Raw genomic sequence first — 26,278 nt, forward strand, 5'->3', positions numbered from 1 at the left:
GGAGGGTGTATGGGAGCGGTAGAGGTGTCAGTAATTGGGGCCGGTCTTATGGGGGGTGCGATAGTTGAACGGCTGCTGAAAAGTGGGCTCAGAGTGTGTGTCTACAACAGGACTGTGGAAAAAATAAAAGAGTTGGTAAAGGGAGGGGCTGAAGCGATTGAGGTAATTGATAAGGCCTTTATAAGGCAGGGTGGCATCTGGATTTTATGCCTGAGAGATGAGGCAAGTATTATTGAAGTATTCTCGGCGATTAGAAAAGAAACGCTCGTAGATGAGCGGCTGGAAGGTAAGATAAAAGCCCTGGTGGTTAACACCTGTACCGTTGGCGTCAAATCTTCTGAGCGGTTGGAGCGTTTTTTTACGGATGCAGATATCCAGTATGTTGAAATGCCTGTATCCGGTGGGGTTGAGGGGGCCAAAGCGGGGCAGCTGATTGGCTACATAGGGAAGATGCCGCAATTACTGAGGCCCCAGTTCGGATGTGTCGTAAAAATTTTGCTAAAGGACTTTTGTTGTATGCAGTCTAATACTCGCGCTCAGGCGATGAAGGTGATTAATAATTATTGTGAATCAATACATCTTTTGGTTGCGGCGGAGGCGCTGGTGCTGGCGGAAAGATTCGGCATCGAAAAAGAGATGATTAGTGCTTCTCTTGCCTTGGGGCGAGGTCGTTCAGTGTATCTTGAGTTGCTGTTGAAAAGATACATGAGTCAATCGCGTAGCCTTTCAGTACCGATCGATATTCGGATTAAAGATCTTGAATTGGCGGGTGATCTGTTCTCTGAGTTGGAAGTGCCTAGTTTGTTTTATGGTCATGCCTATGACCTGTATACAAAGGTTCAAACCACTGACCCGAAATCTACGGATCAGATGGAAGTGTATGAACATATGTTAAACTTGGCTCGCCGTGAAATATAGGAGTGCTTGGCATGATGACGAAAGAGGGTGCCGCAGGCTGTGTGTTACCTATTGTCAGGCAGGCGCCTCAGATTTTATATGGTAGCACGTTCCCTAACCGACAGCAGCGGATGGGCACTCATGATGAGTCTTGGGGTCTTCATGTATATCAAGGTGCCAGTGATTTTTTCTTGGGCTCCGGTGAGGCACTAAAGATTGTTGAGGGGCTTGATTTGGATTTTGAAGCCGAGTTGGCGATCATACTGGATGCCGTGCCACAAGGTGTCAGCGCATGTGAAGCGGATAAGTATATAAAAGTACTGACGGCCTGTAATGACTTCACCTATCGTAAGCTTGCTTGTTTAGATAAGGCCAGTGGCTTTGGCTTTGTACAGTCCAAGCCGTTAACAAGCTTCTTCGGTCAAGGGATAAGCCCCGAAGAGAACGTGGCGGTGTGGAATAGTGGTCGTCCCCTGGCAGAATTGGAAATTCGATTGAATGGCACGTTGTTTTGCAGGGTGACGACCCGTGACATGCTATTTGGTTTTCCCGAATTAGTCGCGCATTGTGCAAGAACCAGAGCGTTGCCCTGTGGCACTATCATTACGTCCGGATCAATCTCGATGCTCGATAAACAGCCGTGCTCAGAAACTTGTCTCGCCGAAAGAGTAAATAGAGGGGCAAGTGATTCACGTTTTTTAGTGCGCGGTGATGAAATAGGTATGGAGTTTTTTAAGGTCGATGGCGGGCGAAAACCAAAGGCTTCGCTATTTGGGCAACTGCTTAATCGTGTGGATACTTTGTGATGCGGGGAGGGAATAAGGTTATAGGCCTGAGCGTGATGTTAAGTGCAGCAAATATTGTGGGCTCCTCGGGGTTGATGGTGTGGATTGATCATTCAATACGGCAGAATAAGTTTTATTTAAGTGCCTATTCACCCTTGGTGCTTTATTTGTCGGGGTTGTCCGTTGGGTGCTGTGCAATTGGCTGGTTAAGCTATAAGAATATCGATAATGCTACGTTGATAAAATCAAGGAAAATATTTTTTTTACTGTTGTGTGGGGCTTTATTTGCAGTGTGCCTTTCTTTGGCTGCGGGCGACAGCGCTGCCGTTGAGTGGCTGGATGGGGTGCTGCGTTTTTTTTGGGGCTTGCTGAGCGGCTTTGCAGTTATTTTGGCGCGGACTATGTTGGTTCTGCCTGATCAGGGATACCGTTCGCAGACGAATTTTTCAATACTGAGTTTAGCCTTGGCTTGCCTTCCAGTAATGATTCCTGTCAGTTTGTCTTTGGGCGGGTTTTACCAGCGCACGGCGTCCGCAATTGTAGCGGCTGGCCTGTATTTTATGTGCATGGTTATTGTCAAAAGTATGGATTTTGACCTGCAAAGGTTAAGTGTTGCCCCTCAGGGTGGTGTTTTTAAATATTCGACTTTGCTGGATGTTGCAAATTTAATCACGCTGAATGTTTGTTTTTTTCTGTTGCTGATGCTAGTGCCGATGATCAATGAGTACGGATTTCCAGGGCGTGATATAAGTTCAATGTATGCAGGGTTTTTACTTTTGTGGGTTCTGATGGGGGTTGGTTGTATCAGGGTGGGACCTTCGTATTCGAAAGCTGTTCGTTTCAAAGTGGGTGTGTGGGTTCAGTGTTGTATGTTGTTGTGCTGTGTGTTGCTGCTGTTCTATCAGGTGAGTGGGTTGTTCTTCGCTGTGGTCGCATTGGCTTTTCTTGCTAATATGTTAATGCAGCCTGTCCTGTTTTTATCCTTGGGAAGTGATGTTAAATATAGAACGCTGCTGTTTGGGTTTCAATCAGGGTTATACATCTTTATGGTGTGCTGGTTGTTGTTGGGTGTTGTGTATTTTGAGCTGGGTATGCAATATGTGTTTGGTATTTTTTGCTGCCTGGCTTTGTTGTCTCTGCTGTTTTCATGTGTGTCCATTGTGATAACGAATCGTTTCAATACTAATTGAAGACGCGTCTGGTCTGATGCTTTAAGTAGGGTCGGAGGTATACGTATGCACGGGGAGATTTTCAAAGGTCGGTGTGCGAGAAGCCGGTGTTCTGCATTGCGTCAGTTGCTGAAGGACAAGCAAGGTCTGCGTGTAATGGAAGTGCATTGTCCGTTGACGGCGCTGTTGGTTGAAGGGGTGTCGTATTCCGCGAATGATGGGGATGTAGTATTTGATGCTTTCTGGTCAAGCTCTCTTGTGGATGCTACGTTGAGGGGAAAGCCCGATATTGAATTGGTCGAATTGTCCGAGCGTTTCTCCAGTGTGTCGACTATATTTGATGTCACGACAAAGCCATTGATTTTTGATGCGGATACGGGCGGTGTGATAGATCATTTGCCCTATCACATTAGAAATGCTGAAAGGCTGGGTATTTCGGCGTTTGTGATTGAAGATAAAACGGGCTTGAAGAAGAATTCGTTGTTGGGTAATGAGGTTTTACAGTCCCAGGCCAGTATTGAATTTTTCTCGAAAAAAATTGCTATTGCCAAACAGTCTCAAACACATCCGGATTTCATGATTATTGCCAGGATTGAAAGTCTGATTCTGGACGAAGGGATGGCTCAAGCGCTCAGGCGCGCCTTGGCTTATGTCGCTGCAGGCGCTGATGGAATAATGATACACAGTCGTCAGGCTGCACCCGATGAAGTGCTTGAATTTGCCCGATTGTTCAGGATGCATCATCCGGCTATTCCTTTAGTTTGTGTTCCTACCACCTACACCAATATACATTTTGATGCGCTTGTTGAGGCGGGATTCAATGTGGTTATTTATGCTAATCACATGTTGCGCGCTGCATATCCCGCGATGAGTTTTGTTGCCCGAGAGATATTGAAAAAGGGCTGTACACAAGAAGTTGAAGAATATTGCCTTAGTGTTAAAGGGGTTTTGGAGTTGATCCCCGGCACTTCTTAAAAATCGCCATGCCCTGGCGTTATATCCCGTTCTCCCGCCTGCGCATCCGGGTCAAACCCCTCCGGGAACTTGCCTTTCAGCTGCCAGGCAAAGGCAATGATCTCTGCCAGTGTGCGGTACAGCTCCTGGGGGATGCTGTCGCCCAGTTCCATACGCGCCAATAATCTGACCAGTTCGGCATTTTCATAGATAGGTACTTCGTATTCACGGGCCAGTGCGAGGATGGCTTCGGCCAATTCGTCATCACCCTTGGCGGTAAGGGTGGGGGCCTGTTTGCCGTCGTATTTGAGGGCTATCGCCTGGCGCGGTTCGGGCGGGTTATTCATGCGGTTTCATCCACCCAGCGTTGTTCCAGTTTGGTATGGCCACTTAATGGCGGGGTGCCTTGATGGCAATCCAGATCGGTCACGCTCAGCCCGGCGTCATGCAAACGCTGGCGCAAGTTGCCCAACTGCCTTTCGATCAGGTTTGCGGTGTACGCCCGTTCTGCCCAGAGCTGCCCCGACAGGTTGCCGCGCAGCAGTTGCGCCTGTACATGCAGCGGGCCTAAGGGCGTGAGGTCGAAGGCCAGTTCCACGCGCCACAGTTGATCCTTGATCTCCCTGGCCTCGGGTTGGTCTTGCGGCGGCTTTTGCGGTGGGTCTTCACGCTGGAACTTCACTTGCAAGGGCACGATGTCGTGGGCATTGCGCATGGGGATTTCCAACTGCCAGGTGGTCAGTACGCCACCATCGGACGTGCGTCCGCTCTGCTCCAGGCTCGACAGCTGATGGGTTTGCAGGCGCGAAATGGCCGCCGCCGCCAGTTTCAGCAGGTTCTCCAGGCTGTCCTCACCTTCGCTGCCCTGCAAAGAGCGTTGGGGCAGGGGGAAGCCGCCGGGTTGTGGCTTGGCACTGACCTGCCCGAGCATGCCCAAGGCATTGCGCACAAAGGTCGGCAGGGCCTGGGCCTGGGCCTGGGTGCTGGTGGCCATGCAGGGGGTGAAGCTGGTGCTGGCGGGTACGCCGGGCAGGATCTGCGCAATCAGGCGCAGCAGGGTGGCCTTCAGGTCGGGGGCCAATACCTGGGGCTGCCCGCTCAGCAATCGGGCCTCCAGAAACGCGCCGCTATTGAGCAGGGCGTCACTCAGGCCCTTGGCGGTGCTCAGTTGTCCGTGGGCAGGCAAGCCAGCCAGCAGTTTGTCGATGGATGTGCGCAGTTCGGCAGGCATGTCGGTGTTGGACGGCAGTTTTTGCAGGGCGTTGAGCAGGCCCTCCAGCGAGCCCTGACGGCTTTGCTGGGTTGCCAGTTGTTGCACGATCGCCAGTTGATCCTGACGCCCGCTGAGGGGCACAAAGTTCAGGCTTTGCGGGCCCTGCACCTGGGCGCTGAGCAAGCTGGCGATGCGCAGGGGTTGTGGGCTGTCCAGGGTCAGTGTGCTGCCGCTCAAGGCGCTGTTGAGCAGTGTCACCAGCGAGCGATACACAGCCGGTTGCCCGGCGGGCTGCGGTAACGCCTGGGTGGTCAGCACTTTGCCTTGCAGCAGGGTGCCAACCGGCAGTTGTTGCGTATCCAGGCGGGTGAGGGTGGCGACGCTGCTGCTCAATGCCTGTTGCAGGCTGATCGCCAGGTTGCCCGCCGAAGGCTGGGTGACAGCCAGTTGCGTACCCGGAGGAAGCGCAAAACTGCTGCTGGCCTGTACGTTGGTTTCCCTGCCACCGTTCAGGGTCAATTTGAGCAGCAGTTGGAAAGTCAGGTCGTTTTGCCTGAGCGACAGTACTTCAGCCTGGGCACTCTGGCCGGGTCTGATCAGGCCTTCAGCAGGTTGCAACAATTTGAGCACTTCACCGCCCACCAGACCGGTGCGCACGCTGCTGGGTGCGGCTTGTGGGATGGGTGGAATATTCATGTCGCCTTTCATCGTAACAACCTGTCGAAATTGCCCGCTTTAGCGTAGGACATGGCATGTATAATGCTGCCCCGTCGTTCAGCGGGCATGAAAACATTGCAATTGTTTGATCCAGCTCTCTGAAACCGGCCGCAAATGCATTTATTCTGCATCACTTTAACGGCCGCGCCTGAGCCGACTTGAACCGTGAAGGCCTCAATTACGTGACCAGCCCTCTTTTAGAAGCCGTATCGCTCGCCTGTGAGCGTGACTGGCGGATGCTGTTCGAAAACCTCGAATTGCGCCTGGCCAGCGGCGACATGCTGCAAATCAGCGGCCCCAACGGCAGCGGCAAAACCAGCCTGCTGCGCTTGTTGGCGGGCCTGATGCAGCCCACGGCAGGCGAGGTGCGGCTTAACGGTCAGGCCCTGGCCAGCCAACGCTACGAGTTGGCCAATAACCTGCTGTGGATCGGTCATGCCGCCGGGATCAAGGACCTGCTCACCGCCGAAGAAAACCTCACCTGGCTCTGTGCCCTGCATCGCCCGGCCACTCGCCAAGCGATCTGGGCGGCACTGGCCGCAGTCGGGCTCAAGGGCTTTGAAGATGTACCGTGCCATACCTTGTCAGCCGGTCAGCAGCGCCGTGTAGCGCTGGCCCGGCTGTATCTGGACAGCCCGCCGTTGTGGATTCTCGACGAGCCGTTCACTGCCCTCGACAAACAAGGGGTGGCGCAACTCGAAGAACACCTGGCCCGTCATTGCGAAGGCGGTGGCATGGTGGTGCTTACCACCCACCATACATTGGCCCGGATGCCGGCCAGTTACCGCAATATCGACCTGGGGCAGTGGGCTGTATGAGTGTGTTTGCGACATTGGTGGCGCGTGAAGCGCGTTTGTTGTTTCGCCGCCCGGCCGAGCTGGCCAACCCCTTGGTGTTTTTCGCGATTGTGATCGCGATGTTTCCGTTGGCCGTTGGCCCGGAGACTAAATTGTTGCAAACCTTGTCTCCAGGGCTGCTGTGGGTGGCAGCTCTTTTAGCGGTTTTGCTCTCGCTGGACGGGCTTTTTCGCAGTGATTTCGAGGACGGATCGCTGGAGCAGTGGGTCCTTTCGTCGCACCCCCTGCCACTACTGGTCTTGGCCAAGGTACTGGCACACTGGGCGTTTTCCGGCCTGGCACTGGTGATCCTGTCACCGCTGCTGGCCTTGATGCTCGGGCTGCCGGTGGCTTGCCTGCCGGTGCTGCTGATGACGTTGTTGCTGGGCACGCCGGTACTGAGCCTGCTCGGGGCTGTGGGGGCTGCGTTGACCGTGGGCCTCAAGCGTGGCGGCCTGCTGCTGGCGTTGCTGATTCTGCCTTTATATATCCCGGTGCTGATTCTTGGCAGCGGCGCACTACAGGCGGCCCTTCAGGGCATGCCCGCAACCGGTTATTTGCTGTGGCTTGGTAGCCTGACCGCCCTGGCTGTAACCCTTGCACCTTTTGCAATAGCTGCCGGGCTGAAAATCAGCGTCGGCGAATAATGAGGTCTGGCCCCCGTGGGCCAGTAAAGACCCTGGCTGGCATGACACTCAACCTGTCGTGACCGGCACCGTGATGGAAACAGCGTGATGAACTGGACTTGGTTTCACAAACTCGGCTCGCCCAAATGGTTCTATGCCATCAGTGGGCGGTTGTTGCCGTGGTTAAGCATTGCTGCCGTGCTGCTGATCACCTGCGGGGTGGTCTGGGGCCTGGCGTTTGCACCGCCGGACTACCAGCAGGGCAACAGCTTTCGCATCATTTATATCCATGTTCCGGCGGCCATGCTGGCGCAATCCTGCTATGTGATGCTGGCGGTGTGCGGTGTAGTGGGCCTGGTATGGAAGATGAAGATCGCCGACGTCGCTCTGCAAGCCGCTGCGCCCATCGGCGCCTGGATGACCGCCGTGGCGCTGGTCACCGGCGCCGTGTGGGGCAAGCCAACCTGGGGCTCGTGGTGGGTGTGGGATGCACGCCTGACCTCGATGCTGATCCTGCTGTTCCTGTACTTCGGTTTGATCGCCCTGGGCAATGCCATCAGCAATCGCGACAGCGCAGCCAAGGCCTGTGCCGTGCTGGCGATTGTGGGCGTAATCAATATCCCGATCATCAAGTACTCGGTGGAGTGGTGGAACACCTTGCACCAGGGCGCGACTTTCACCCTGACCGAAAAACCGGCCATGCCCGTGGAAATGTGGTTGCCGCTGCTGCTGACGGTACTGGGCTTTTATTGCTTCTTTGGCGCCGTGCTGCTGTTGCGCATGCGCCTGGAGGTACTCAAGCGTGAGGCCCGCAGCAGTTGGGTCAAGGCTGAGGTGTTGAAGGCACTGGAGGGTGCGCGATGAGTTTTGCTTCTTTTGGCGACTTTCTCGCCATGGGCCATCACGCGGTGTATGTCTGGTCGGCCTATGGCATTTGCCTGGCGGTGCTGGGTTTGAACGTGGCGCTGCCGATCATGGCGCGCCGGCGTTATCTGCAACAAGAGGCGCGTCGTTTGCGTCGGGAGAATTTGAAGTGAATCCGCTGCGTAAAAAACGCTTGATCATCATCCTGGCGATTCTGGTGGGGATAGGCGCTGCCGTGGCCCTGGCCCTGAGCGCCTTGCAGCAGAACATCAACCTGTTTTACACCCCGACCCAGATCGCTAATGGCGAAGCGCCACTGGATACCCGCATCCGTGCCGGTGGCATGGTCGAAGCCGGTTCGCTCAAGCGGTCGGGCGACTCGCTGGACGTGCAGTTTGTGGTCACCGACTTCAACAAGTCCGTGACTATCACCTATCGCGGCATCCTGCCGGACCTGTTCCGCGAAGGGCAGGGCATCGTCGCCCTGGGCAAGCTCAATGCCCAGGGTGTGGTGGTGGCCGATGAAGTATTGGCCAAGCACGACGAAAAATACATGCCGCCCGAAGTGACCAAGGCCCTGAACGAAAGTGGCCTGTCTGCACCCGCACCGGCGAACGAGGTTAAGTGATGATGTCTGGACTGTATATTCCCGAATTGGGCCATCTGGCCATGATTCTGGCCCTGTGTTTCGCCATTGTGCAGGCCATCGTGCCGCTGCTGGGCGCCTGGCGCGGTGACAAATTGTGGATGAGCCTGGCGCAACCTGCCGCCTGGGGCCAGTTTGCCTTTTTGCTGTTTTCGTTCGCCTGTCTGACCTACGCCTTTATGGCCGATGACTTCTCGGTGGCGTACGTGGCGAGCAACTCCAACAGTGCGTTGCCGTGGTACTACAAGTTCAGCGCCGTGTGGGGCGCCCACGAAGGCTCGTTGCTGTTGTGGGCGATGATTCTGGGCGGCTGGACCTTCGCCGTATCGATCTTCTCGCGGCAATTGCCGCAAGTGATGCTGGCACGGGTGCTGGCGATCATGGGTATGATCAGCGTCGGCTTCCTGCTGTTTTTGATTCTGACCTCGGACCCTTTCGTACGCCTGCTGCCGCAGATTCCTGCGGATGGTAATGACCTTAACCCGTTGTTGCAGGATATCGGCCTGATTGTTCACCCGCCGATGCTGTACATGGGTTATGTCGGTTTCTCCGTAGCCTTTGCCTTTGCCATTGCGGCCTTGCTCGGCGGTCGACTGGACGCTGCCTGGGCGCGCTGGTCGCGTCCGTGGACCATCGTGGCCTGGGCTTTCCTCGGTATCGGTATCACCCTGGGTTCGTGGTGGGCTTACTACGAGCTTGGCTGGGGCGGCTGGTGGTTCTGGGACCCGGTGGAAAACGCCTCGTTTATGCCATGGCTGGTGGGCACTGCACTGATCCACTCGTTGGCCGTGACCGAAAAACGTGGTGTGTTCAAAAGCTGGACCGTATTGCTGGCCATTGCAGCGTTTTCCCTGAGCCTGCTGGGTACTTTCCTGGTCCGTTCCGGCGTCCTGACTTCGGTGCATGCCTTCGCCTCTGACCCTGAGCGCGGCGTGTTTATCCTGATCTTCCTGCTGTTTGTGGTTGGCGGTTCATTGACCCTGTTCGCCTTGCGCGCGCCGGTGGTCAAGAGTCATGTCAGCTTCAAGCTGTGGTCCCGCGAAACCCTGCTGCTGGGCAATAACCTGATCCTGGTGGTGGCCGCGTCGATGATTTTGCTCGGCACCCTGTACCCGCTGATTCTGGATGCCATCAGTGGCGCCAAGATGTCGGTGGGCCCGCCGTACTTCAACGCCCTGTTTATCCCGCTGATGGGCTTGCTGATGGTGGTGATGGCGGTCGGCATGCTGGTGCGCTGGAAAGACACCCCGGTCAAATGGCTGTTGGGCATGCTGACCCCGGTATTGCTGGGCAGTGCGGCCCTGTCGGCGATTGCCGGCGTGGCCTATGGTGATTTCAACTGGGCGGTGCTGACCACCTTTATGCTGGCGGCCTGGGTGCTGTTGGCCGGGGTGCGCGACATTGGTGACAAAACCCGCCACAAGGGTCTGATCAAGGGCGTGCGCAGCCTGACCCGCAGCTATTGGGGCATGCAGATTGCCCACCTGGGGATCGCGGTGTGCGCCCTGGGCGTGGTGCTGTCGAGCCAGCACAGTGCCGAGCGCGACCTGCGCCTGGCGCCGGGCGAGTCGATGGAGCTGGGCGGTTATCACTTTATCTTTGAAGGTGCCAAGCACTTCCAGGGGCCGAACTTTACCTCGGACAAAGGCACGGTGCGGGTCATCCGCAACGGCAAGGAAGTCAGCGTGCTGCACCCGGAAAAACGCCTGTACACGGTGCAGAACTCAATGATGACCGAAGCCGGGATAGATGCCGGTTTCACCCGTGACCTGTATGTGGCGCTGGGTGAACCTCTGGGCGATGGCGCCTGGGCGGTGCGGGTGCATGTGAAGCCGTTTGTACGCTGGATCTGGTTCGGCGGCCTGCTCACAGGTTTTGGTGGACTGCTGGCAGCGATGGACCGGCGCTACCGGGTCAAGGTTAAAAGCCGGGTGCGCGAGGCACTGGGCATGACAGGAGCCACAGCATGAAACGCTGGTTGATGCTTATCCCGCTGGCCGTTTTCCTGGGTATGGCGTGGTTTCTCTACAAAGGCTTGTACCTGGACCCGACCGAGCTGCCGTCGGCGATGATCGACAAGCCGTTCCCGGCGTTCAGCCTGCCGTCGGTGGAGGGGGACAAGGTCCTGACCGAAGCCGACCTCAAGGGCAAGCCGGCGCTGGTCAACGTCTGGGCCACCTGGTGCATCTCGTGCCGGGTCGAGCACCCGATGCTGACCAAACTGGCCGAGCAGGGCGTGGTGATCTACGGGGTGAACTACAAGGACGTCAATGCAGACGCGAAAAAATGGCTCAAGGAGTTCCATAACCCCTACCAGCTGGACATCAACGATGCAGACGGCTCCCTGGGCCTGAACCTTGGTGTATACGGCGCGCCGGAGACCTTCCTGATCGACAGCCAGGGCATCATCCGCCACAAGTTTGTCGGCGTGATCGACGAGACTGTCTGGCGCGAACAACTGGCGGGCAAGTATCAGGCACTGGTTGACGAGGCCAAACCATGAAGCGCTGGTTAGTTGCCCTGGTATTCGGTTTGACCCTGGCCGGTGTTGCCCAGGCGGCCATCGACACCTATGAGTTTGCCAACGACGCCGAGCGCGACCGTTTTCGCGAGCTGACCAAGGAGCTGCGTTGCCCCAAGTGCCAGAATCAGGACATTGCCGATTCCAACGCACCGATTGCCACTGACCTGCGCCGCGAGATTTACCGCATGCTCGGCGAGGGCAAGGACAACCAGCAGATCCTCGACTTTATGGTCGCCCGCTATGGCGATTTCGTGCTCTATAAACCGGCCCTGACCAGCAAGACCGCGGTGCTCTGGTTTGGCCCGCTGGCCTTGCTGGTGGGTGGTCTGGTGGTGATTGGCGTTATCGTCGGGCGCCGTCGTCGTACAGCGCAGGTCGAAGGCTCGGACACACTTTCTGCCGAGGAGCGTCAGCGCCTCGACACTTTGCTGGATAAAACCAAAGATGATTGATTTCTGGCTCGCAGCCGGCTTGCTGCTACTTGTAGCCCTCAGCTTTCTATTGATCCCGGTATTGCGCGGGCGCCGTGCCCAGCGCGAAGAAGACCGTACGGCATTGAACGTCGCCTTGTACCAGGAGCGCGTGGCCGAATTGCAGGCCCAGCGCGAAGAAGGCGTATTGACTGAAGAACAGTTTGAAACCGGCCGCGCCGAAGCTGCCCGTGAATTGCTGGCGGACACCGAAGGCGTGGCACCGGGGCGGGTGTCCAGCCTGGGCAAGGCCATTCCACTGCTGGCCGCCGTGATGGTGCCGGTATTGGGTTTGGGTTTGTACCTGCACTTTGGCTCCAGCGACAAGGTCGAACTGACCCGCGAGTTTTCCCAGCCGCCGCAGTCCCTTGAAGAAATGGTCGCCCGCCTTGAGCGTGCCGCCGCAGCGCAACCGGACTCGGCCGAAGGCCTGTACTTCCTGGGCCGCGCCTATATGGCGCAAAACCGCCCGGCGGATGCGGCCAAGGTGTTTGAGCGCGCAGCCAACCTGGCCGGGCGTCAGCCTGAACTGCTGGGCCAATGGGCACAGGCGCAGTACTTTGCCGACGACAAAAAGTGGAGCGACAAGCTCCAGGCCCTGACCGACGAAGCCCTCAAGGCCGACCCGAAAGAAGTCACCAGCCTGGGCCTGTTGGGCATTGCCGCTTTTGAGGACCAGCGTTTTGCCGAGGCCATTGGTTACTGGCAGCGTTTGATGAACGAACTGCCCGAAGGTGACGCTTCACGCGCCGCTCTGGAAGGCGGTATCGCCAAGGCTCGCGAGCAGTTGCAGGCCAGCGGCGGCAAGGTCGATACAGCGCCTGTAGCCAAGGCCCCGGCGTCGATCAAGGTCAGCGTCGACCTCGCCGATGCGGTCAAGGCCAGCGCCTTGCCGGGTGACAGCGTATTTATCTTCGCCCGCGCGGTATCCGGCCCACCGGCACCGCTGGCGGTCAAGCGCGTAACCGTGGCCGACTTGCCGATCACCGTTGAACTGGGTGATATCGATGCAATGATGCCGCAATTGAAACTGTCGAACTTTCCTGAAGTCCAATTGATGGCACGCATCTCCCGCGCAGGCCAGCCGACGGCGGGCGAGTGGGTAGGGCGCAGCCAGCCGCTGTCCAGTAGCACTAAAGAGCTGCAACAGCTGACCATCGACAGCCCGGATAAATAGATATGTATCCACTTGCACGCATCACCTTGCTCACACTGGCTGTAGGCCTGAGCGCCTGTACGGTTCATCAGCCTTACGAACCGCCAGCGCCCTCCACGCCGATGCCGCAGCCGACGCCCCAGCCGTCAGGCAAGCCGCTACCGGACATGCCCATCCCCAAAGCGCCGAAGCCATTGCCGCGCACCTCGGCCACCTTCGCGCCGCCGCCGGGCGGGCCGAGTCACTGGGATGCACGCATGGGCGTGTACGTGCTGGATAACCAGACCAACATCTTCTACCGCCAGCGCGCCTACTACCGCTGGGACAACGGCTGGAGCCGCTCGGTGAGCCCCAACGGGCCCTGGGAGGAGACCGATATCAGCGGCGTACCGCCGGGGTTGAGTCGGCAGTTTAAGTAAAGCCAAACGGCGACCTTCGGGTCGCCGTTTTTGTTTGTGTTATCGGTGTGCCGAGATATCCAGCATTTATCAGCCACGCGATGAAGCATGGCTGTAGTGCGCAAGTAGGGTTGTCCTGTAAGAAAAAAGGGGTGGGATTTGTGTTCTTATATGTATTTGAGAAATTAACTATCTTTATTAAGATGTTTCTTACCTAAGTTGGGAATTGTATTGCACTGTTTGTAGGCGGTGTCTGAAATTCAGGCGATTTGTTTGTGTGGGCGTTTAATTTGTACTAAGTTTTGATTTCAAGGTCGCTGGCAAATATTTTTTACTTTTCTGGTACATGGATTTTATTGGTGTTGCCTGGCTTGATAAGGGGGTGAACAATGCTTTTTATTAGGTGTTTTCATGTTTTGATCCTGGGTTTCATGGTTGTTGGTGCTGCTCGTGCAGAGGTGGTTGATAAGCGGGCAAGTTTGTTTTCTGTGTATCAACAAGCAACTGCCAATGATGCGAAACTATCAGCTGCCCGTCACGAATATATGGCTGTTCGCGAAGTTGTCCCGCAGGCCAGGGCGGGATTATTGCCAACCCTCAGTGCGGGCGGATCGTGGGAATCCACTCGTTTAACAATAGATCAACCTGAATTGGCCCGAGCCCGGAGTCAGTCTGCAGTTCAGGCTAATTTGAATCAGCCACTGATCCGCCTTGATCGCTGGTTTCAGCTAAGCGCAGCACATGCCAGTGCAGCCCAGGCAGAGTTGGAATTTCGTGCCAAAGAGCAGGCGATGGTGCTTGGTGCAGCACAGGCTTATTTTGAAACGCTGCGGGCATTGGACTTGCTGGCTGCTACCAAGGCTGAGGAGATTGCACTAAAACGTCAGCAAGAACAGGCGCAAGGCCGGCTTGCCAATGGCGCCTCCAATATTACCGATGTTTTGGATGCTCAGGCGGCTTACGATACTGCCAATGCCAATCGAAAGCTGGCAGAGCGTAAAGTTGATGATGCTTTTGAAGCGTTAAATCGACTCACTAACCATGAGTACTCGTCCATCGAAGGTATTGATCACCACTTGCCAATAGTGGCGCCCAAACCCAATAACGTAAAACTCTGGGTGAGTCTGGCGCTACAACAAAACCTGTCGGTATTGGCCAGTAATTTTGCAGTAACCGCTGCTGAATATACCAATCAGCAGCGCAAATCTGGTTTTGCGCCGACACTGGATGCGATTGCATCCTATCGTAAAGGCGATAACGACAGTTTTGGTTATAGTAATTCCGCAGGTTTTGGTACGTCGGGTTATCGTGGTGATGTAACACAGCGCAGTATTGGGCTGCAACTGAATATACCTCTGTATTCAGGAGGGATGACGCGTTCGCAAGTACGCGAAGCGACTGAGCGTTTGGCGCAAAGTGAGGATCAGCGAGATGATCGGCGTCGTGAAGTCGTACAAAGTACTAGGAACTTTTATCGTGCCATTAATTCTGATGTCGAGCAGGTAGCTGCAAGGCTGCAAAGTATTATCTCCAGTCAATCAGCACTCCAGGCAACTGTGCGCGGGCGGGAGTTGGGCTCGAGAAGTCTTATGGATGTGCTCAATGCAGAGCGCCAGCTTTATGGGGCTGTTAGAGAATATAATAATGCTCGGTATGATTATATATTTAATACGCTGAGTCTAAAGCAGGTTGCCGGTGAGTTGAGTGCTTTGGATTTAACTTCGTTGGCAATGTTCATGAATAAGAGTTACGACCCGGATCGTGACTTTCTACCCCCAGGTTCGCGTCATTAATTATCGCATCGATAAAACAGTGATTTTTTTTGTTTTTTAAAATTTTAATGCAATGAATTTAGTTTTCAGAAGAGAGCGGGGCACGCGATGGACGAAAATCGACACTCTGAATATGCAGCCGCTCCTCGTCAGATGGACACCGGTTTAGCCTGTTTAATCATGCTGGCCCGCTTTCATAATGTGGCTGCTTCTGCAGAACAGGTGAAGCATGAGTTTGAAAAACAGTTATTTTCACCTGCTGAATTGATGCTGGCTGCAAGAAGGCTCGGGTTGAAATCCAGGTTGGTCACAACGACGCTTGCTCGCCTTATTAGTACTCCCTTGCCCGCTATAGCGATTGATAATTGTGGACGTTTCTTTATCATTGCCAGGGTTGATCAAGATCAATGTAAGATTCTTATTCATGATCCGTGTGATGAGCGGGCAGATGTTATTAGTGCCGAAGAATTACAAGTTCGTTGGGCTGGAAAGTTGATATTGCTCAGGCCTGAAGCAGGTAGTGCTGGTGGAATTTCTCGATTCGATTTTACCTGGTTTATCCCGGCTATTGTAAAGTACAGGAAGTTATTGGGTGAAGTGCTGTTGGTTTCTTTTGTTCTGCAGATTTTTGCGCTGCTGACACCGCTATTTTTTCAAGTGGTGATGGATAAGGTGCTTGTGCATCATGGCTTGACCACATTGGATGTGGTCGCCGTTGGTCTGTTGGCGATCATGTTGTTCGAGTCCGCATTGAGTGGTTTGCGTACCTATGTCTTTGCGCACACGGCGAGCCGTATTGATGTGGAGTTAGGCTCGCGTCTTTTTCAGCATCTAGTTAATTTGCCATTAGCTTACTTTCAGGCTCGTCGAGTAGGTGATTCAGTCGCACGTGTTCGCGAATTGGAAAATATTCGTAGTTTTCTGACTGGAAACTCTATTACGTTGGTGTTGGATGTCATGTTCTCAGTCGTGTTTGTCGCTGTAATGTTTTATTACAGTGCCTGGTTAACGCTGGTTGTGTTGCTCTCACTTCCACTGTATGTATTGATTTCAGCGCTAATAACCCCAATTCTGCGGGCACGGCTGCAGGAAAGTTTTAGTCGTGGGGCCGAGAACCAGGCATTTTTAGTTGAGACGGTTAACGGTATTGATACGGTAAAATCGATGGCCGTTGAGCCACAGGTTATCCGTACGTGGAATAGCCAGCTAGCAGCTTATGTCGCCGCCGGGTTCAGAACACAAAATCTCTCAACATTGGCTAATGAGTCAGTGGGGTTGATCGGAAAGTTAGTCACAGTGGCAACATTATGGATTGGCGCTAAATTAGTCATTGAGGGCAGTCTTACGGTCGGTCAATTAATTGCCTTTAATATGCTGGCAGGGAGAGTGGCGCAGCCCATCATGCGGTTGGCTCAACTTTGGACCAGCTTTCAACAAACAGGTGTCTCAGTTCAACGCTTGGGCGACATCCTGAATACGCCAACTGAATTGTCCCAAGGCAATCGAAGTACCTTGCCTCCTCTGGAAGGGCACATTGAACTTGATCAAGTGTATTTTCGCTATCGTACTGACGGTTCAGAAGTGCTCCGCGGTATTAGCGTACATATTGCCGCTGGTGAAGTTATTGGTGTGGTTGGCCGCTCGGGTTCTGGAAAAAGTACGATTACACGCTTGCTCCAACGACTGTACGTCCCAGAACGTGGTCGTGTGTTAGTAGATGGAATGGACTTGGCCTTGGCGGATGCTTCTTCTTTACGTCGTCAGATCGGTGTGGTGCTTCAGGACAATATGCTATTCAACCGCACTGTTCGTGAAAATATTGCGTTGACCGATCCCGGCACTCCATTTGACGTTGTGATGCAGGCGGCACAAATGGCTGGAGCGCATGAATTTATTCTGGAATTGCCTGAAGGTTACGACACCGTCGTCGGTGAACATGGGGCTTCTTTATCGGGTGGTCAACGGCAACGTGTTGCTATCGCTCGTGCATTAATCGGCAATCCACGAATTCTTATTTTTGATGAAGCGACCAGCGCTTTGGACTATGAGTCCGAGAGGGTTATTCAGCAAAACATGCAAAGTATTTGTCAGGGCCGTACGGTCATCATTATTGCTCACCGCTTATCAGCGGTACGGGATGCGAATCGCATTCTTGTAATTGATCGTGGACAAATTGTTGAACAGGGCAGCCATACGGAATTACTGACTTTTCAGGCTGGGCACTACGCTCGGTTACATCGAATGCAGCAGGGATAAGTTGCTAAACCACGACCCAGAATAAGTATTTCCTTAATGGATGGTCTGTATGAGTGCTCGCTCTGATCTGTTGCAACGCTACCGTTGTGCCTGGCGCGAGTCATGGCGTCGCCGCAAAGCCATGGATGCCCCTAAACGCTTGGCTCATGAGATTCAATTTTTACCTGCCGCATTAGCGTTACAGGACAATCCAGTACACCCTGCACCACGTGTCTTCATGTGGTGCATTATTTCTTTCGCCACATTGGCGTTGTTCTGGGCCTGCCTTGGCAAAATAGAAGTGATTGCCGTCGCTCCGGGAAAAATTGTGCCCAGCGGCAAGACTAAAGTGATCCAACCCAGTGAAATCGCAGTGGTCACAGCGATTCATGTGAGCGATGGTCAGGTGGTTAAAGCAGGCGAGGTGCTGGTCGAACTGGATTCCACTGCAGCAGATGCCGAAGTCAAGCGAGTGAAGGGGGATCTGTTAGCGGCACGCATAGACAGTGTGCGTGGTGGATCAATGCTGGAGGCTATCAATCATCAAAAAGCCCCTGAATCGCTTATTGGTTTGATTCAAGGTGCCACCCCCGAGCAAGTGCTGAGTGCCCAGCGCTGGTTACAAGGGCAATACCAGGAGTATCGAAGCAAGATTGATCTGGTGGATGCCGAAATTGCTCAACGCAGCGCGGATATACATGCAGCCAGAACTCAAGTGTCCAGCATGCTGAAAACCTTACCGATAGCGACTCAGTTGGCAGAGGATTACAAGAAGTTATTGGCACAGCAGTTTGTAGCAAGGCACGAGTACCTGGAAAAGGAACACGCTCGCCTGGACCTCCAGCGCCAACTCAGTGTTCAGCAAGCGAGCGTTTTGCAGTCCACTGCGGCGCACAGTGAAGCAAGCCGTCGACGGGAAGGAGTCGTGGCTCAAACCCTTCGTGCAATGCTCGACTTACAGCAAGAAGCCAACCAGAAAGAAGCAAGTCTGGTACAGCAGCTGGCCCAAGCCCGGTATCAAGAAACTCTGACTCTTCTCAAGGCTTCCGTGGATGGCACGGTTCAGCAACTTGCCATTCACACCGTTGGTGGGGTTGTTACGCCAGCCCAACAACTGATGGTCATAGTACCGTCGGGCCAGCCAGTCGAAGTTGAGGCAATGCTGGAGAATAAAGACGTAGGCTTCGTCCGGCCCGGCCAGGCAGTCACGCTCAAAATAGAAACCTTCACCTTTACCAAATACGGCACCGTAGAGGGGGAGGTGGTCAGCATCTCAAATGATGCGATAGAGGACGAAAAACGTGGTCGGGTTTACAGCAGTCGCATTCGGCTTAACGCCGATAAACTTTTAGTCAAGGGGCGACCTGTTGCGCTAATGCCGGGGATGTCGGTGACAGCGGAAGTTAAAACAGATTATCGCCGTGTGATTGATTTTTTTCTTAGCCCTTTGCAGCAGCATGTAAATGAGAGCCTGAGAGAGCGTTAATTAAAGAGCAGGTTTTTCGATGTGCCTGGCGGATGTTCCGTGCTTCAGTTTCAGACTATTAAGTGGCGGGTTTATATGAAAATAAAAATAGCAGTTACGCTGATCGGCTTGTTTTTCTTGTCCTGTTTTATCGTGATCATGCAGAAGGGAACTGATAATCCGACGCTGACAGAGCTGGAGAAAGTATCTAAATGGTTATCCAGTTCTGGATCTATAAATGCGGATGACCGGAGTTTTGTGAGTGATTGGAAGAGAGGGTCGATCGAGTTTGCTGTTGCAACGACGGGCAGGTCCTTGACCGATACGGACTTTCAAGTTGTATCAGATGGTGTGGCGCAAAGCATAGCTCACACTGTTTTAGAGACGGGTGGCATCCCCGCTGTGCAAGAGTTGATTGAAGCAGACATTAATGCAACGGTTCAGGGGTTCAAACTGGAAAGGTGGCACTGGCCTGGCACCTTATATGATCAACTCCCATACCCATTTGGTTGGGGGCAGGATTTTGTTCAAGTCACCGGCAATACTCGTATGGAGTACCTTAAAAATATGGGGGTCGCGCTTATGCAAACTGTAGCGGGGCTGAATAGATACCTTGATCGCGACACACCGCTTGATAAGGTGCCTCATTGGAAAATGGCCCGTGATGCTAATAGTTGGGTTGACGATAATCTATACAGGTTGTTCCCCGAAACTTTCGAGCCGGCAGCTAAATAAATCAAGGTCAAATAAGATCGCATCGGTGTCACTCCGTCTCAGTAGTGCTGGCAGAGGAAGATATGAAGACGCATCGAAGTGGGTGGAAGTACTATTTTTCAATGATTTATGTCGTGATCTGGCAGTTGTTGAGAGTCGGAGCTGCAGGCTTTTTGTTAATGTACTATGTGCCGGCATTGTTTATTCTGTTTAGTTCTAGATTTGTTTCAGAAGAAGACAGTGAGCGCTATAAAAATTACCAACCATCCAATCCTTACGTCACGTGCGGGATGATATCGGGAACCGTCATTGAAGTGCCCAGGAAGTACATCATGTTCTGGCCTGAGTACGAAGGTAAGAGCTCGTGGGATAAAGATTTTATTTTCAACAAAAAAGGCTGTGATGCCAATCTTCGAGCATTGGATTTAACGGTTTCATGGCCTGGATTTAAAATTGTCAAGTCTGAGGATTACTTTGCCAGGCAGGACGAGATATCGATATTAGAGATCACCGTGGCGCCGTTAGTGAAAAGAGAAGATTTTATGGGTCGTAAACTTAAATTTTATGCATTGGCCCGTCAGGGGGGGGGTGTTTTAAGTGCTGAAGATAAGAGCTATGAAGTCGAGCTGAATCTTTTTTCTGCCGAGCGTAGTAACCATATTTATACGGATATCATGAATCGCTACTATTGGTCTGAAGTCAATGGTGAAGTGGCTGTTTTGTTTGAATGTTATAGGGCGCGAAAAAATAATCAGCTGAAAGACTGTAAAGGGTATTTTCTTCTTGATGAGTTCGACGCTTTTGTGAAAGTCAGGTTTTCGTTTGAGGAGTTAAAGTATTGGCGCAAGATCGTTTATCTAACTAAAAATTTCATACTGTCTAAAGTGAAAAGTTAAGGGGTATTTGTTATGCCGCAAGAATTGAGTTTAAATGATTTAGAACGTGCTAAAGGACTTTTAGAAACATTAGGTCCTGCTGCTGCATATGACTACTTAGCTGCAAAAGGATATAAGTATGCAACGCTGGCAAATGGGGTGGCGAAGGGTAATTCTTTATCAGGCGAGGCTGCCATTAACTTTATGAGGCTGACGGCATCGGACTTGGGTCGTACGCTATCTGATGTTGATGTGAATCGTATTCGAAAGGATATGGCTGTTGAATATATAGAGGCGTTGAAGAATAAGTTGGATGATGGTGGTGGAGTTTTGGCTGGTGATATAAACCATAAAGAAGCCTGGGAGTTTCATAAAAAGGTTTTCAATGATAATGATCTTTCTGTGGAGGCGTGGACACTCCACTCAGTATTGTCGGTGATTACTGAAAATACCAGAGAGACATATTGGAAGAAGGTTTTGGAGTCGGCGGGTGATTTGCCAAGTGAAATTAATTTGGCAGTCCAGACAGATAGGCTTATGTCGTTAGCGTCGACTATAAGTACGGATAGTAATAAGCAATTGGCTAAAAGATGGGTTGGCAGAGTTGACTCCCCATCGGGAGCTGCCACAGCAGCAAAAAGTATTTTCAATCAAATAATCAATATGATTTCCGGGGCTTTTTCAAGTGACTTCAATAAACCTTCCAATGAGCCGGCCTCTACGTTAATTGATATCAACATCACCCCCATCCCAACACCCCAGCAAACTATCCAGGGCGAAAACCAGGCCCGTCAGGATGTAAGCAACGGTTTTGCCGTCAACTCACCGACTCACCTAATTTCATTCAAGGACGGCCTGTTAAATAAAACAGATTTCACCTCGACCCAAATGGGCAGCATGGCAACGGGCGGGATACGGCCAGGTGAAATTCAACGGGACCCCAATGCGCGGCCCAATAGCTATCTTTCACAGTTCTATCTTGATCGTCCCACCAGTAGCAGTCCGGATTTTGGCCTATTGAATGCCGTAACGCTCAATGGCCTTGCCGCAATGACCACAGTCAACACTTACGTTGACCCTTTGCTGCTGGATTTGACCGGTAATGGGGTGGGCATGACTGATATTCGTGATGGTGTTCTGTTCGATACCGATCACAGCGGCACACTCAAGCGTACGGGCTGGGCCGATCGCAGTACTGGAATGCTGGTGGTTAACGACGGCACGGGCCAGATTAAAAACGTCAGCCAGATGTTTTCCGAGTACTACTCGGGCAAGGTTGGTTTGGGCGGTGCTGCTGGGGAGGCGCGATTCAAGGATGGCTTTGCAGCGTTAGTCAGTGAAGACGCAAATGCAGATGGCGTGATTGATCTGAATGATCCGATCTGGAGCACGTTACGGGTGTGGGTGGATGCCTCCCACGATGGGAAAACCGATGCAGGTGAACTCAAAACCCTGGCCGAGCTGGGTATTACGCAAATCAATGTGCGGGATACAACCGCCAGCAATGAAGTTCGTGATGGAAATCGAGTACTTGCCCAAGGCACTTTCACGATCAACGGCAACCTCCAGGAGGCGCTCGCGGTCGACTTTTTGGGTGACCCTGTCAGCAGTACGTTGCTTGCTCAGGCATCCGGCACTCAGGTGATATCAACTTCAGAAGGTTCGACCACGACCGCTTACGCAAGCCACAGCCTAACCGGTGAAACATTGAATGCCGCTCAGTTGGGGGTTAACAATCTGTATGGCGGTGCGGGTGATGACACCTTGATTGCAGCCCCAACGGGCAGCTGGCTGGTGGGCGGAGCAGGCAGTAATGTTTATAACGGTTCTGCCGCTGACGACGTTTTTGTCATCAGCGCCTCGGACACCATGGCTAATATCCACGGCAACGGTGGGCGCGACACGGCGATTATCGTAGGTGACGAAGGTGTAGCTTTGAATATGGCCCGAGCCGGATTGACTATCGCTCAGGGTGGGCGTGGTAACGACGTCATTACCAGTGGCGGAGCTTCCAGCGTCTTTATCAAAGGTGGTTCGGGCAATTCAACGCTGATCGGTGGGGCTGGCAACGATGTGCTGGTCGGTGGTACCGGGCATAACATTATTTATGGCGGCAGTGGTAAAGCGGTGATGTATGCAGGCCCCAATGGCGACACTATTTATGCGTCTGATGGCGGCAGTATTATCTATGCAGGCGCAGGCGCAGACATCATTTACGGCGGTGCAGGTAATGATGTCGTGGAAGTGGGGCGGGGTAATGCCGTTATTGACGGAGACGGCGGCATAAACATAGTCACCCTGCATGGCAATCATGGCGATTATAAAATTACCCGCACCGCTACTGGCTATGAAGTGGCAGATACGGTTTCCGGGCGTGACGGCACCGTTACACTGAAAAATATTCAAAAGCTCAATTTTGCGGATATATCGGCCGTCGACCTTGAGTTGCCCAACGCCATGCCAGTGGCTGATGTTTTGGCCGTTGATCGAACTGGCAGGGCTTTTGATCGCACGCGGGCTCACCTTATCTCTTCAGCCAGCCTGCTTGCCAATGACCAGCCGCTCAATAGTTCAGGCCCCTTGCGGATTGCCCATGTTGGGGGTGCGGTTGGCGGTACGGTCAGTCTTACCCTACAAGGCGATGTACTGTTTACCCCGGACCCGCGCTTTACAGGATTGATCAGCTTTAAATATGGGGTTGTTGATGCTGCCGGTAATCCCTCGGCCATGGTCGTCAATCTTGGGACCGGGCAGACAGCGCCTATGCGTGCCAATGTCACCCTGCTCACCCCCGAGGTACCACTGGATCCGCTAGCCGCACAACAGTGGTATCTCAGCGACACCCATGTGCTTGAAGTATGGAAGGACTACACCGGCAAAGGTGTGCGCATTGGACAGTTTGAGCCAGGCGGTGAATTTGCGGTTACCCCTGAGGTTTTTGACATCCAGCACCCAGACCTTGCACCTAATGTTGATAAGGCCTGGCTACAGACCCAACAAACCAATGGAACATTGCCAGGCGTTGTGTCTAACCACGCCACGATGGTTGCTGGGGTCATGGTAGGTGCCAAGAACGGTATCGGAGGTGTAGGAGTTGCCCACGATGCAACCCTTGGAGGCTATTATCTGGCCAACAAGGGCGATGATCTGACTGCGCTGGGTCACATGGTCAGTTATGACATCGCGAACAATAGCTGGGGGTTTGAAAATGATTTTGCCATCAGCAATCTTCATCAGGGATTCATCAATACCGCCAGTTCTTTAACATCCAATGCTCAGTATGCAGCCCATAATGGCCGCGGTGGTTTAGGTACGATTATTGTAGCCGCGGGTGGTAACGACCGTGCCAATGGCGGCAATGCTCAAGGATCGCTGACCAGCAACAATCGGCACTCGATTGAAGTCGGGGCTATCAATGCGCAAGTGGATCTGTCTACTTTACAGGTTGGTTCTGCACCGTTTTCCAATCCTGGCGCAAGTCTGTTGATATCAGCACCTGGCAGTAACGTGGTTTCCACCAGCCATATGCTGGAAACGGATCGTGGCTCAATGTTTGGCAATAGCTACAGTGCCATGCAAGGCACCAGCTTTGCCGCGCCTATCGTCTCAGGTATTGTCGCATTGATGCTTCAAGCCAATCCCAATCTGGGATACCGGGATGTCCAGCAGATCCTGGCGCTGTCCGCACGCACGATCAACGACCCGTCCACAGTGTGGAGCAACAATGGTGCCCGCAACTGGAATGGCGCAGGTATGCACAGCAGTAATGACTACGGTTTCGGTATGGTCGATGCGCGTGCCGCCGTGCGTTTGTCCGAATCCTGGATGACCCAAAGCACCGGCGCCAATGAGTCCGTTTTTAGTGCTTCCAGTGGCGATCTTGGCAAAACTCTGGTGGCTGGTGAAACCTTTAAATCAAGCTTGGCAATGAACGCCGGGTTAAGCATTGAGCATGTCGAAATCGATTTTGATGCTCAGGTTGGGCGCTTGGGAGATCTAACCCTTAAGCTTGTTTCTCCAAACGGTACGCAGAGTGTTTTGCTCAACCGACAAGGAAAAGTGCCCACTGGTATGACAGGAGCCAGCGATGCTGATACCGGCAGTACTCGCTCGGGAACATTCAAGTACACGTTTATGAGTACACATGATTGGGGCGAGCGGTCGCTCGGTGAGTGGACGCTTGAAGTAAGCGACTCCGTTACGGGGCTTCCAGTCAAGTTGAACAGTTGGTCATTACGCTTGTACGGTAGCAAGACAACTGCGCACGACACGTACTTTTACACGGACGAATACATTCAGGCAGTTACTGCGCAAGCTAACCGCAGCGTTCTGGATGATGCTGTAAACGGGACGGCTGGCGGGCGTAATACGATCAATGCAGCGGCAGTATCCGGCGACACTTCGATCAATCTGATAACAGGTGTTGGCAGTATTGGCGGGGCCGCCCTGCGTATCAATAACCCTTTATCTATCCAGAATATTGTGACTGGCGACGGTAATGACACACTGGTTGCAGGTATGACTGATGCGTTACTAGATGGTGGCCGTGGCAACAACATCCTGAAGGGCGGTGCAGGTAAAGACTTCTTTGTTGTCCATCGCCGAGGAGGTGGTAACGACATTGTGATGAACTACGAGGTTGCCCGTGGCGAGATCATTAATCTGGTTGGTTTTACCGGCAAGACTTTCGAAAATCTGCTCGTCACCCAACGGGGTGCTGACGCATATGTCGAGTTGGGAGATGCACAGTCCATCTTGCTGAAAAATCAGCTCGCGTCAAAAATAACAGCCGCTCAATTCATGTTTCAGGATACGTTTGTTGCGCCAACGGCTTACGTTAACAGCAACGTCCCCGGGTTATCTTTACCAGAAAAGCTGGGGACTGTAGTTCTAAACGGTGGTTCCAAAGGCGTCAGTATTACCACGGGGGATGATGGCCGGTTTGTGGCCTCCTTGGCCGGTACGGTGTACAGCCACGACAGTGCAAGTTCAGACACTTTTGTGGTCGCCCGGCAGCAGGGAGTGGCCAACTATAAGAATGCGCTCAGAGGTTTCAGGCAGGGCATTGATAAAATCGACTTGAGCCAGACGGGCATAACCAGTTTCGATCAACTCGTGATCAGTAAAAGCAATCGTGGCACGATCAACGGGATGTCTCAGATTCACGGCGTAGAAATCACCACCATGGCGCTTGACCCTGCTGGCGGCAAGGTTCAATTGCTTTATCTGGATGCACTGGATATTTCGCAACTGCAACGGACAGATTTTATTTTTTCCAGCCATGCTCTGGAATTGGTTCCTATCTCGACTGAGGTGGTGAAGCCAGAATGGTTGCGGCCCGTTGTTACTGAGCCTGGTACGTTCAAGTGGCCAAATACTGATGTGCCCTCTGCGGGGTTGCGTCCAGTATTCCCGATAGAACATCCCAAACTACCGTCATTCGAAGAACGTATGGCAGCCCTCAATGATCGTTTTAACGACAGGAAATTTAAAACCATCGATGAAATTCTGGCGGAGCGAGCTATCGATTTAAACAAGTTGCATGAGCGGCTTCAGCCAAGCCCATTAGTGCCGGGCAGAAGGCTTGATACCAGCATGTCAGTGCCAAGACCCGTTGAAAATGTAGATCGAACTCCCTTGGCAGAGCCCAGATGGCACATTAATCGATCGGAGCGCCAACGTACTCTCAGTGTGACTGAGGAAAAAATATCATTTGTGCAAAGGGCCGATAATTTAGTTCAAGCAATGGCTGCATTTGATCCACCTGCTGCTAACTTGACCAACATCACTGTTCCTGATCAGCAGAGTTTCCAACCGGCTCTTGCTGCAAATTGGAGTTAGCAGATTTCAATCGGGCAAGGATGAAGGCGGTCTATAAACCGCCTTCGACTTTTTGCCAGAATTGCTTTGAAATTGCAGGTGTCGGGATTCTGACGTAAATCATCTGTCCGCCCTGTCGGCG

General features: G+C 53.0%; 22 protein-coding genes. 20 read left to right on the forward strand and 2 right to left on the reverse strand.

The window, feature by feature from the left end; all coding sequences use genetic code 11:
• Window positions 1-9 precede the first annotated feature (9 nt).
• The 4 genes from ACZRMH_RS15020 to aepX all read left to right on the forward strand — a co-directional run bounded on the left by ACZRMH_RS15020 (window position 10) and on the right by aepX (window position 3,826).
• On the forward strand, window positions 10-918 hold the full coding sequence (locus tag ACZRMH_RS15020) for an NAD(P)-dependent oxidoreductase (protein WP_464014048.1): 909 nt from the start codon (window positions 10-12) through the stop codon (window positions 916-918).
• Window positions 919-929: 11 nt separating this feature from the next.
• A complete protein-coding gene (locus ACZRMH_RS15025) occupies window positions 930-1,703 on the forward strand; it encodes a fumarylacetoacetate hydrolase family protein (RefSeq protein ID WP_464014049.1) in 774 nt (257 codons plus the stop codon).
• A gap of 32 nt (window positions 1,704-1,735) precedes the next feature.
• Window positions 1,736-2,872, forward strand: coding sequence for a hypothetical protein (locus ACZRMH_RS15030; RefSeq protein WP_464014050.1), 1,137 nt, complete (start codon window positions 1,736-1,738; stop codon window positions 2,870-2,872).
• Window positions 2,873-2,968: 96 nt separating this feature from the next.
• The gene (gene aepX, locus ACZRMH_RS15035) at window positions 2,969-3,826 is read left to right on the forward strand and encodes a phosphoenolpyruvate mutase (protein WP_464014051.1); all 858 of its coding nucleotides are present in this window, start codon (window positions 2,969-2,971) and stop codon (window positions 3,824-3,826) included.
• Here the strand turns inward: aepX and ACZRMH_RS15040 are convergent.
• Both ACZRMH_RS15040 and fliK read right to left on the reverse strand, forming a co-directional pair.
• Window positions 3,823-4,152, reverse strand: a complete 330-nt coding sequence (locus tag ACZRMH_RS15040; protein WP_464014052.1) for an EscU/YscU/HrcU family type III secretion system export apparatus switch protein — start codon at window positions 4,150-4,152, stop codon at window positions 3,823-3,825. The genes aepX and ACZRMH_RS15040 overlap by 4 nt on opposite strands.
• Window positions 4,149-5,726, reverse strand: a complete 1,578-nt coding sequence (fliK, locus tag ACZRMH_RS15045) for a flagellar hook-length control protein FliK (RefSeq protein ID WP_464014053.1) — start codon at window positions 5,724-5,726, stop codon at window positions 4,149-4,151. The genes ACZRMH_RS15040 and fliK overlap by 4 nt, the downstream gene beginning before the upstream one ends.
• A 191-nt stretch (window positions 5,727-5,917) precedes the next feature.
• On the opposite strand from fliK, the gene ccmA reads away from it, so the two are divergent.
• The 16 genes from ccmA to ACZRMH_RS15125 all read left to right on the forward strand — a co-directional run bounded on the left by ccmA (window position 5,918) and on the right by ACZRMH_RS15125 (window position 26,157).
• On the forward strand, window positions 5,918-6,553 hold the full coding sequence (ccmA, locus tag ACZRMH_RS15050; RefSeq protein WP_464014114.1) for a cytochrome c biogenesis heme-transporting ATPase CcmA: 636 nt from the start codon (window positions 5,918-5,920) through the stop codon (window positions 6,551-6,553).
• Window positions 6,550-7,218 carry a heme exporter protein CcmB gene (gene ccmB, locus ACZRMH_RS15055; RefSeq protein ID WP_464014054.1) on the forward strand — a complete coding sequence of 223 codons (669 nt, stop codon included), beginning with the start codon at window positions 6,550-6,552 and terminating at the stop codon, window positions 7,216-7,218. Before ccmA ends, ccmB begins: the two co-directional genes overlap by 4 nt.
• 84 nt (window positions 7,219-7,302) lie before the next feature.
• Window positions 7,303-8,061, forward strand: coding sequence for a heme ABC transporter permease (locus ACZRMH_RS15060; RefSeq protein WP_464014055.1), 759 nt, complete (start codon window positions 7,303-7,305; stop codon window positions 8,059-8,061).
• Entirely contained in the window at window positions 8,058-8,234 is a 177-nt protein-coding gene (ccmD, locus tag ACZRMH_RS15065) for a heme exporter protein CcmD (RefSeq protein ID WP_464014056.1), read from the forward strand. Before ACZRMH_RS15060 ends, ccmD begins: the two co-directional genes overlap by 4 nt.
• A complete protein-coding gene (gene ccmE, locus ACZRMH_RS15070; RefSeq protein WP_464014057.1) occupies window positions 8,231-8,689 on the forward strand; it encodes a cytochrome c maturation protein CcmE in 459 nt (152 codons plus the stop codon). Before ccmD ends, ccmE begins: the two co-directional genes overlap by 4 nt.
• Window positions 8,689-10,677: a heme lyase CcmF/NrfE family subunit gene (locus tag ACZRMH_RS15075; RefSeq protein ID WP_464014058.1), complete on the forward strand. Its 1,989-nt coding sequence runs from the start codon at window positions 8,689-8,691 to the stop codon at window positions 10,675-10,677. The genes ccmE and ACZRMH_RS15075 overlap by 1 nt, the downstream gene beginning before the upstream one ends.
• Entirely contained in the window at window positions 10,674-11,210 is a 537-nt protein-coding gene (locus ACZRMH_RS15080) for a DsbE family thiol:disulfide interchange protein (protein WP_464014059.1), read from the forward strand. The genes ACZRMH_RS15075 and ACZRMH_RS15080 overlap by 4 nt, the downstream gene beginning before the upstream one ends.
• Window positions 11,207-11,683 (forward strand): cytochrome c-type biogenesis protein, encoded by a 477-nt coding sequence (locus ACZRMH_RS15085; protein ID WP_464014060.1) that lies wholly within the window; start codon window positions 11,207-11,209, stop codon window positions 11,681-11,683. Before ACZRMH_RS15080 ends, ACZRMH_RS15085 begins: the two co-directional genes overlap by 4 nt.
• Window positions 11,676-12,878, forward strand: a complete 1,203-nt coding sequence (gene ccmI / locus ACZRMH_RS15090; protein ID WP_464014061.1) for a c-type cytochrome biogenesis protein CcmI — start codon at window positions 11,676-11,678, stop codon at window positions 12,876-12,878. Before ACZRMH_RS15085 ends, ccmI begins: the two co-directional genes overlap by 8 nt.
• A 2-nt stretch (window positions 12,879-12,880) precedes the next feature.
• Window positions 12,881-13,276 carry a hypothetical protein gene (locus ACZRMH_RS15095; protein ID WP_464014062.1) on the forward strand — a complete coding sequence of 132 codons (396 nt, stop codon included), beginning with the start codon at window positions 12,881-12,883 and terminating at the stop codon, window positions 13,274-13,276.
• Between the two features lie 410 nt (window positions 13,277-13,686).
• Window positions 13,687-15,048 carry a TolC family outer membrane protein gene (locus ACZRMH_RS15100; RefSeq protein ID WP_464014115.1) on the forward strand — a complete coding sequence of 454 codons (1,362 nt, stop codon included), beginning with the start codon at window positions 13,687-13,689 and terminating at the stop codon, window positions 15,046-15,048.
• Between the two features lie 87 nt (window positions 15,049-15,135).
• Window positions 15,136-17,283: a type I secretion system permease/ATPase gene (locus ACZRMH_RS15105; RefSeq protein WP_464014063.1), complete on the forward strand. Its 2,148-nt coding sequence runs from the start codon at window positions 15,136-15,138 to the stop codon at window positions 17,281-17,283.
• A 49-nt stretch (window positions 17,284-17,332) separates the two neighbouring features.
• A complete protein-coding gene (locus ACZRMH_RS15110) occupies window positions 17,333-18,748 on the forward strand; it encodes an HlyD family type I secretion periplasmic adaptor subunit (protein ID WP_464014064.1) in 1,416 nt (471 codons plus the stop codon).
• Between the two features lie 75 nt (window positions 18,749-18,823).
• Window positions 18,824-19,462: a hypothetical protein gene (locus tag ACZRMH_RS15115; protein ID WP_464014065.1), complete on the forward strand. Its 639-nt coding sequence runs from the start codon at window positions 18,824-18,826 to the stop codon at window positions 19,460-19,462.
• Between the two features lie 113 nt (window positions 19,463-19,575).
• Window positions 19,576-20,337: a hypothetical protein gene (locus tag ACZRMH_RS15120; RefSeq protein ID WP_464014066.1), complete on the forward strand. Its 762-nt coding sequence runs from the start codon at window positions 19,576-19,578 to the stop codon at window positions 20,335-20,337.
• 12 nt (window positions 20,338-20,349) lie between these two features.
• On the forward strand, window positions 20,350-26,157 hold the full coding sequence (locus tag ACZRMH_RS15125; RefSeq protein WP_464014067.1) for a S8 family serine peptidase: 5,808 nt from the start codon (window positions 20,350-20,352) through the stop codon (window positions 26,155-26,157).
• Window positions 26,158-26,278 lie beyond the last annotated feature (121 nt).

This window comes from Pseudomonas sp. B414 (assembly GCF_055408445.1).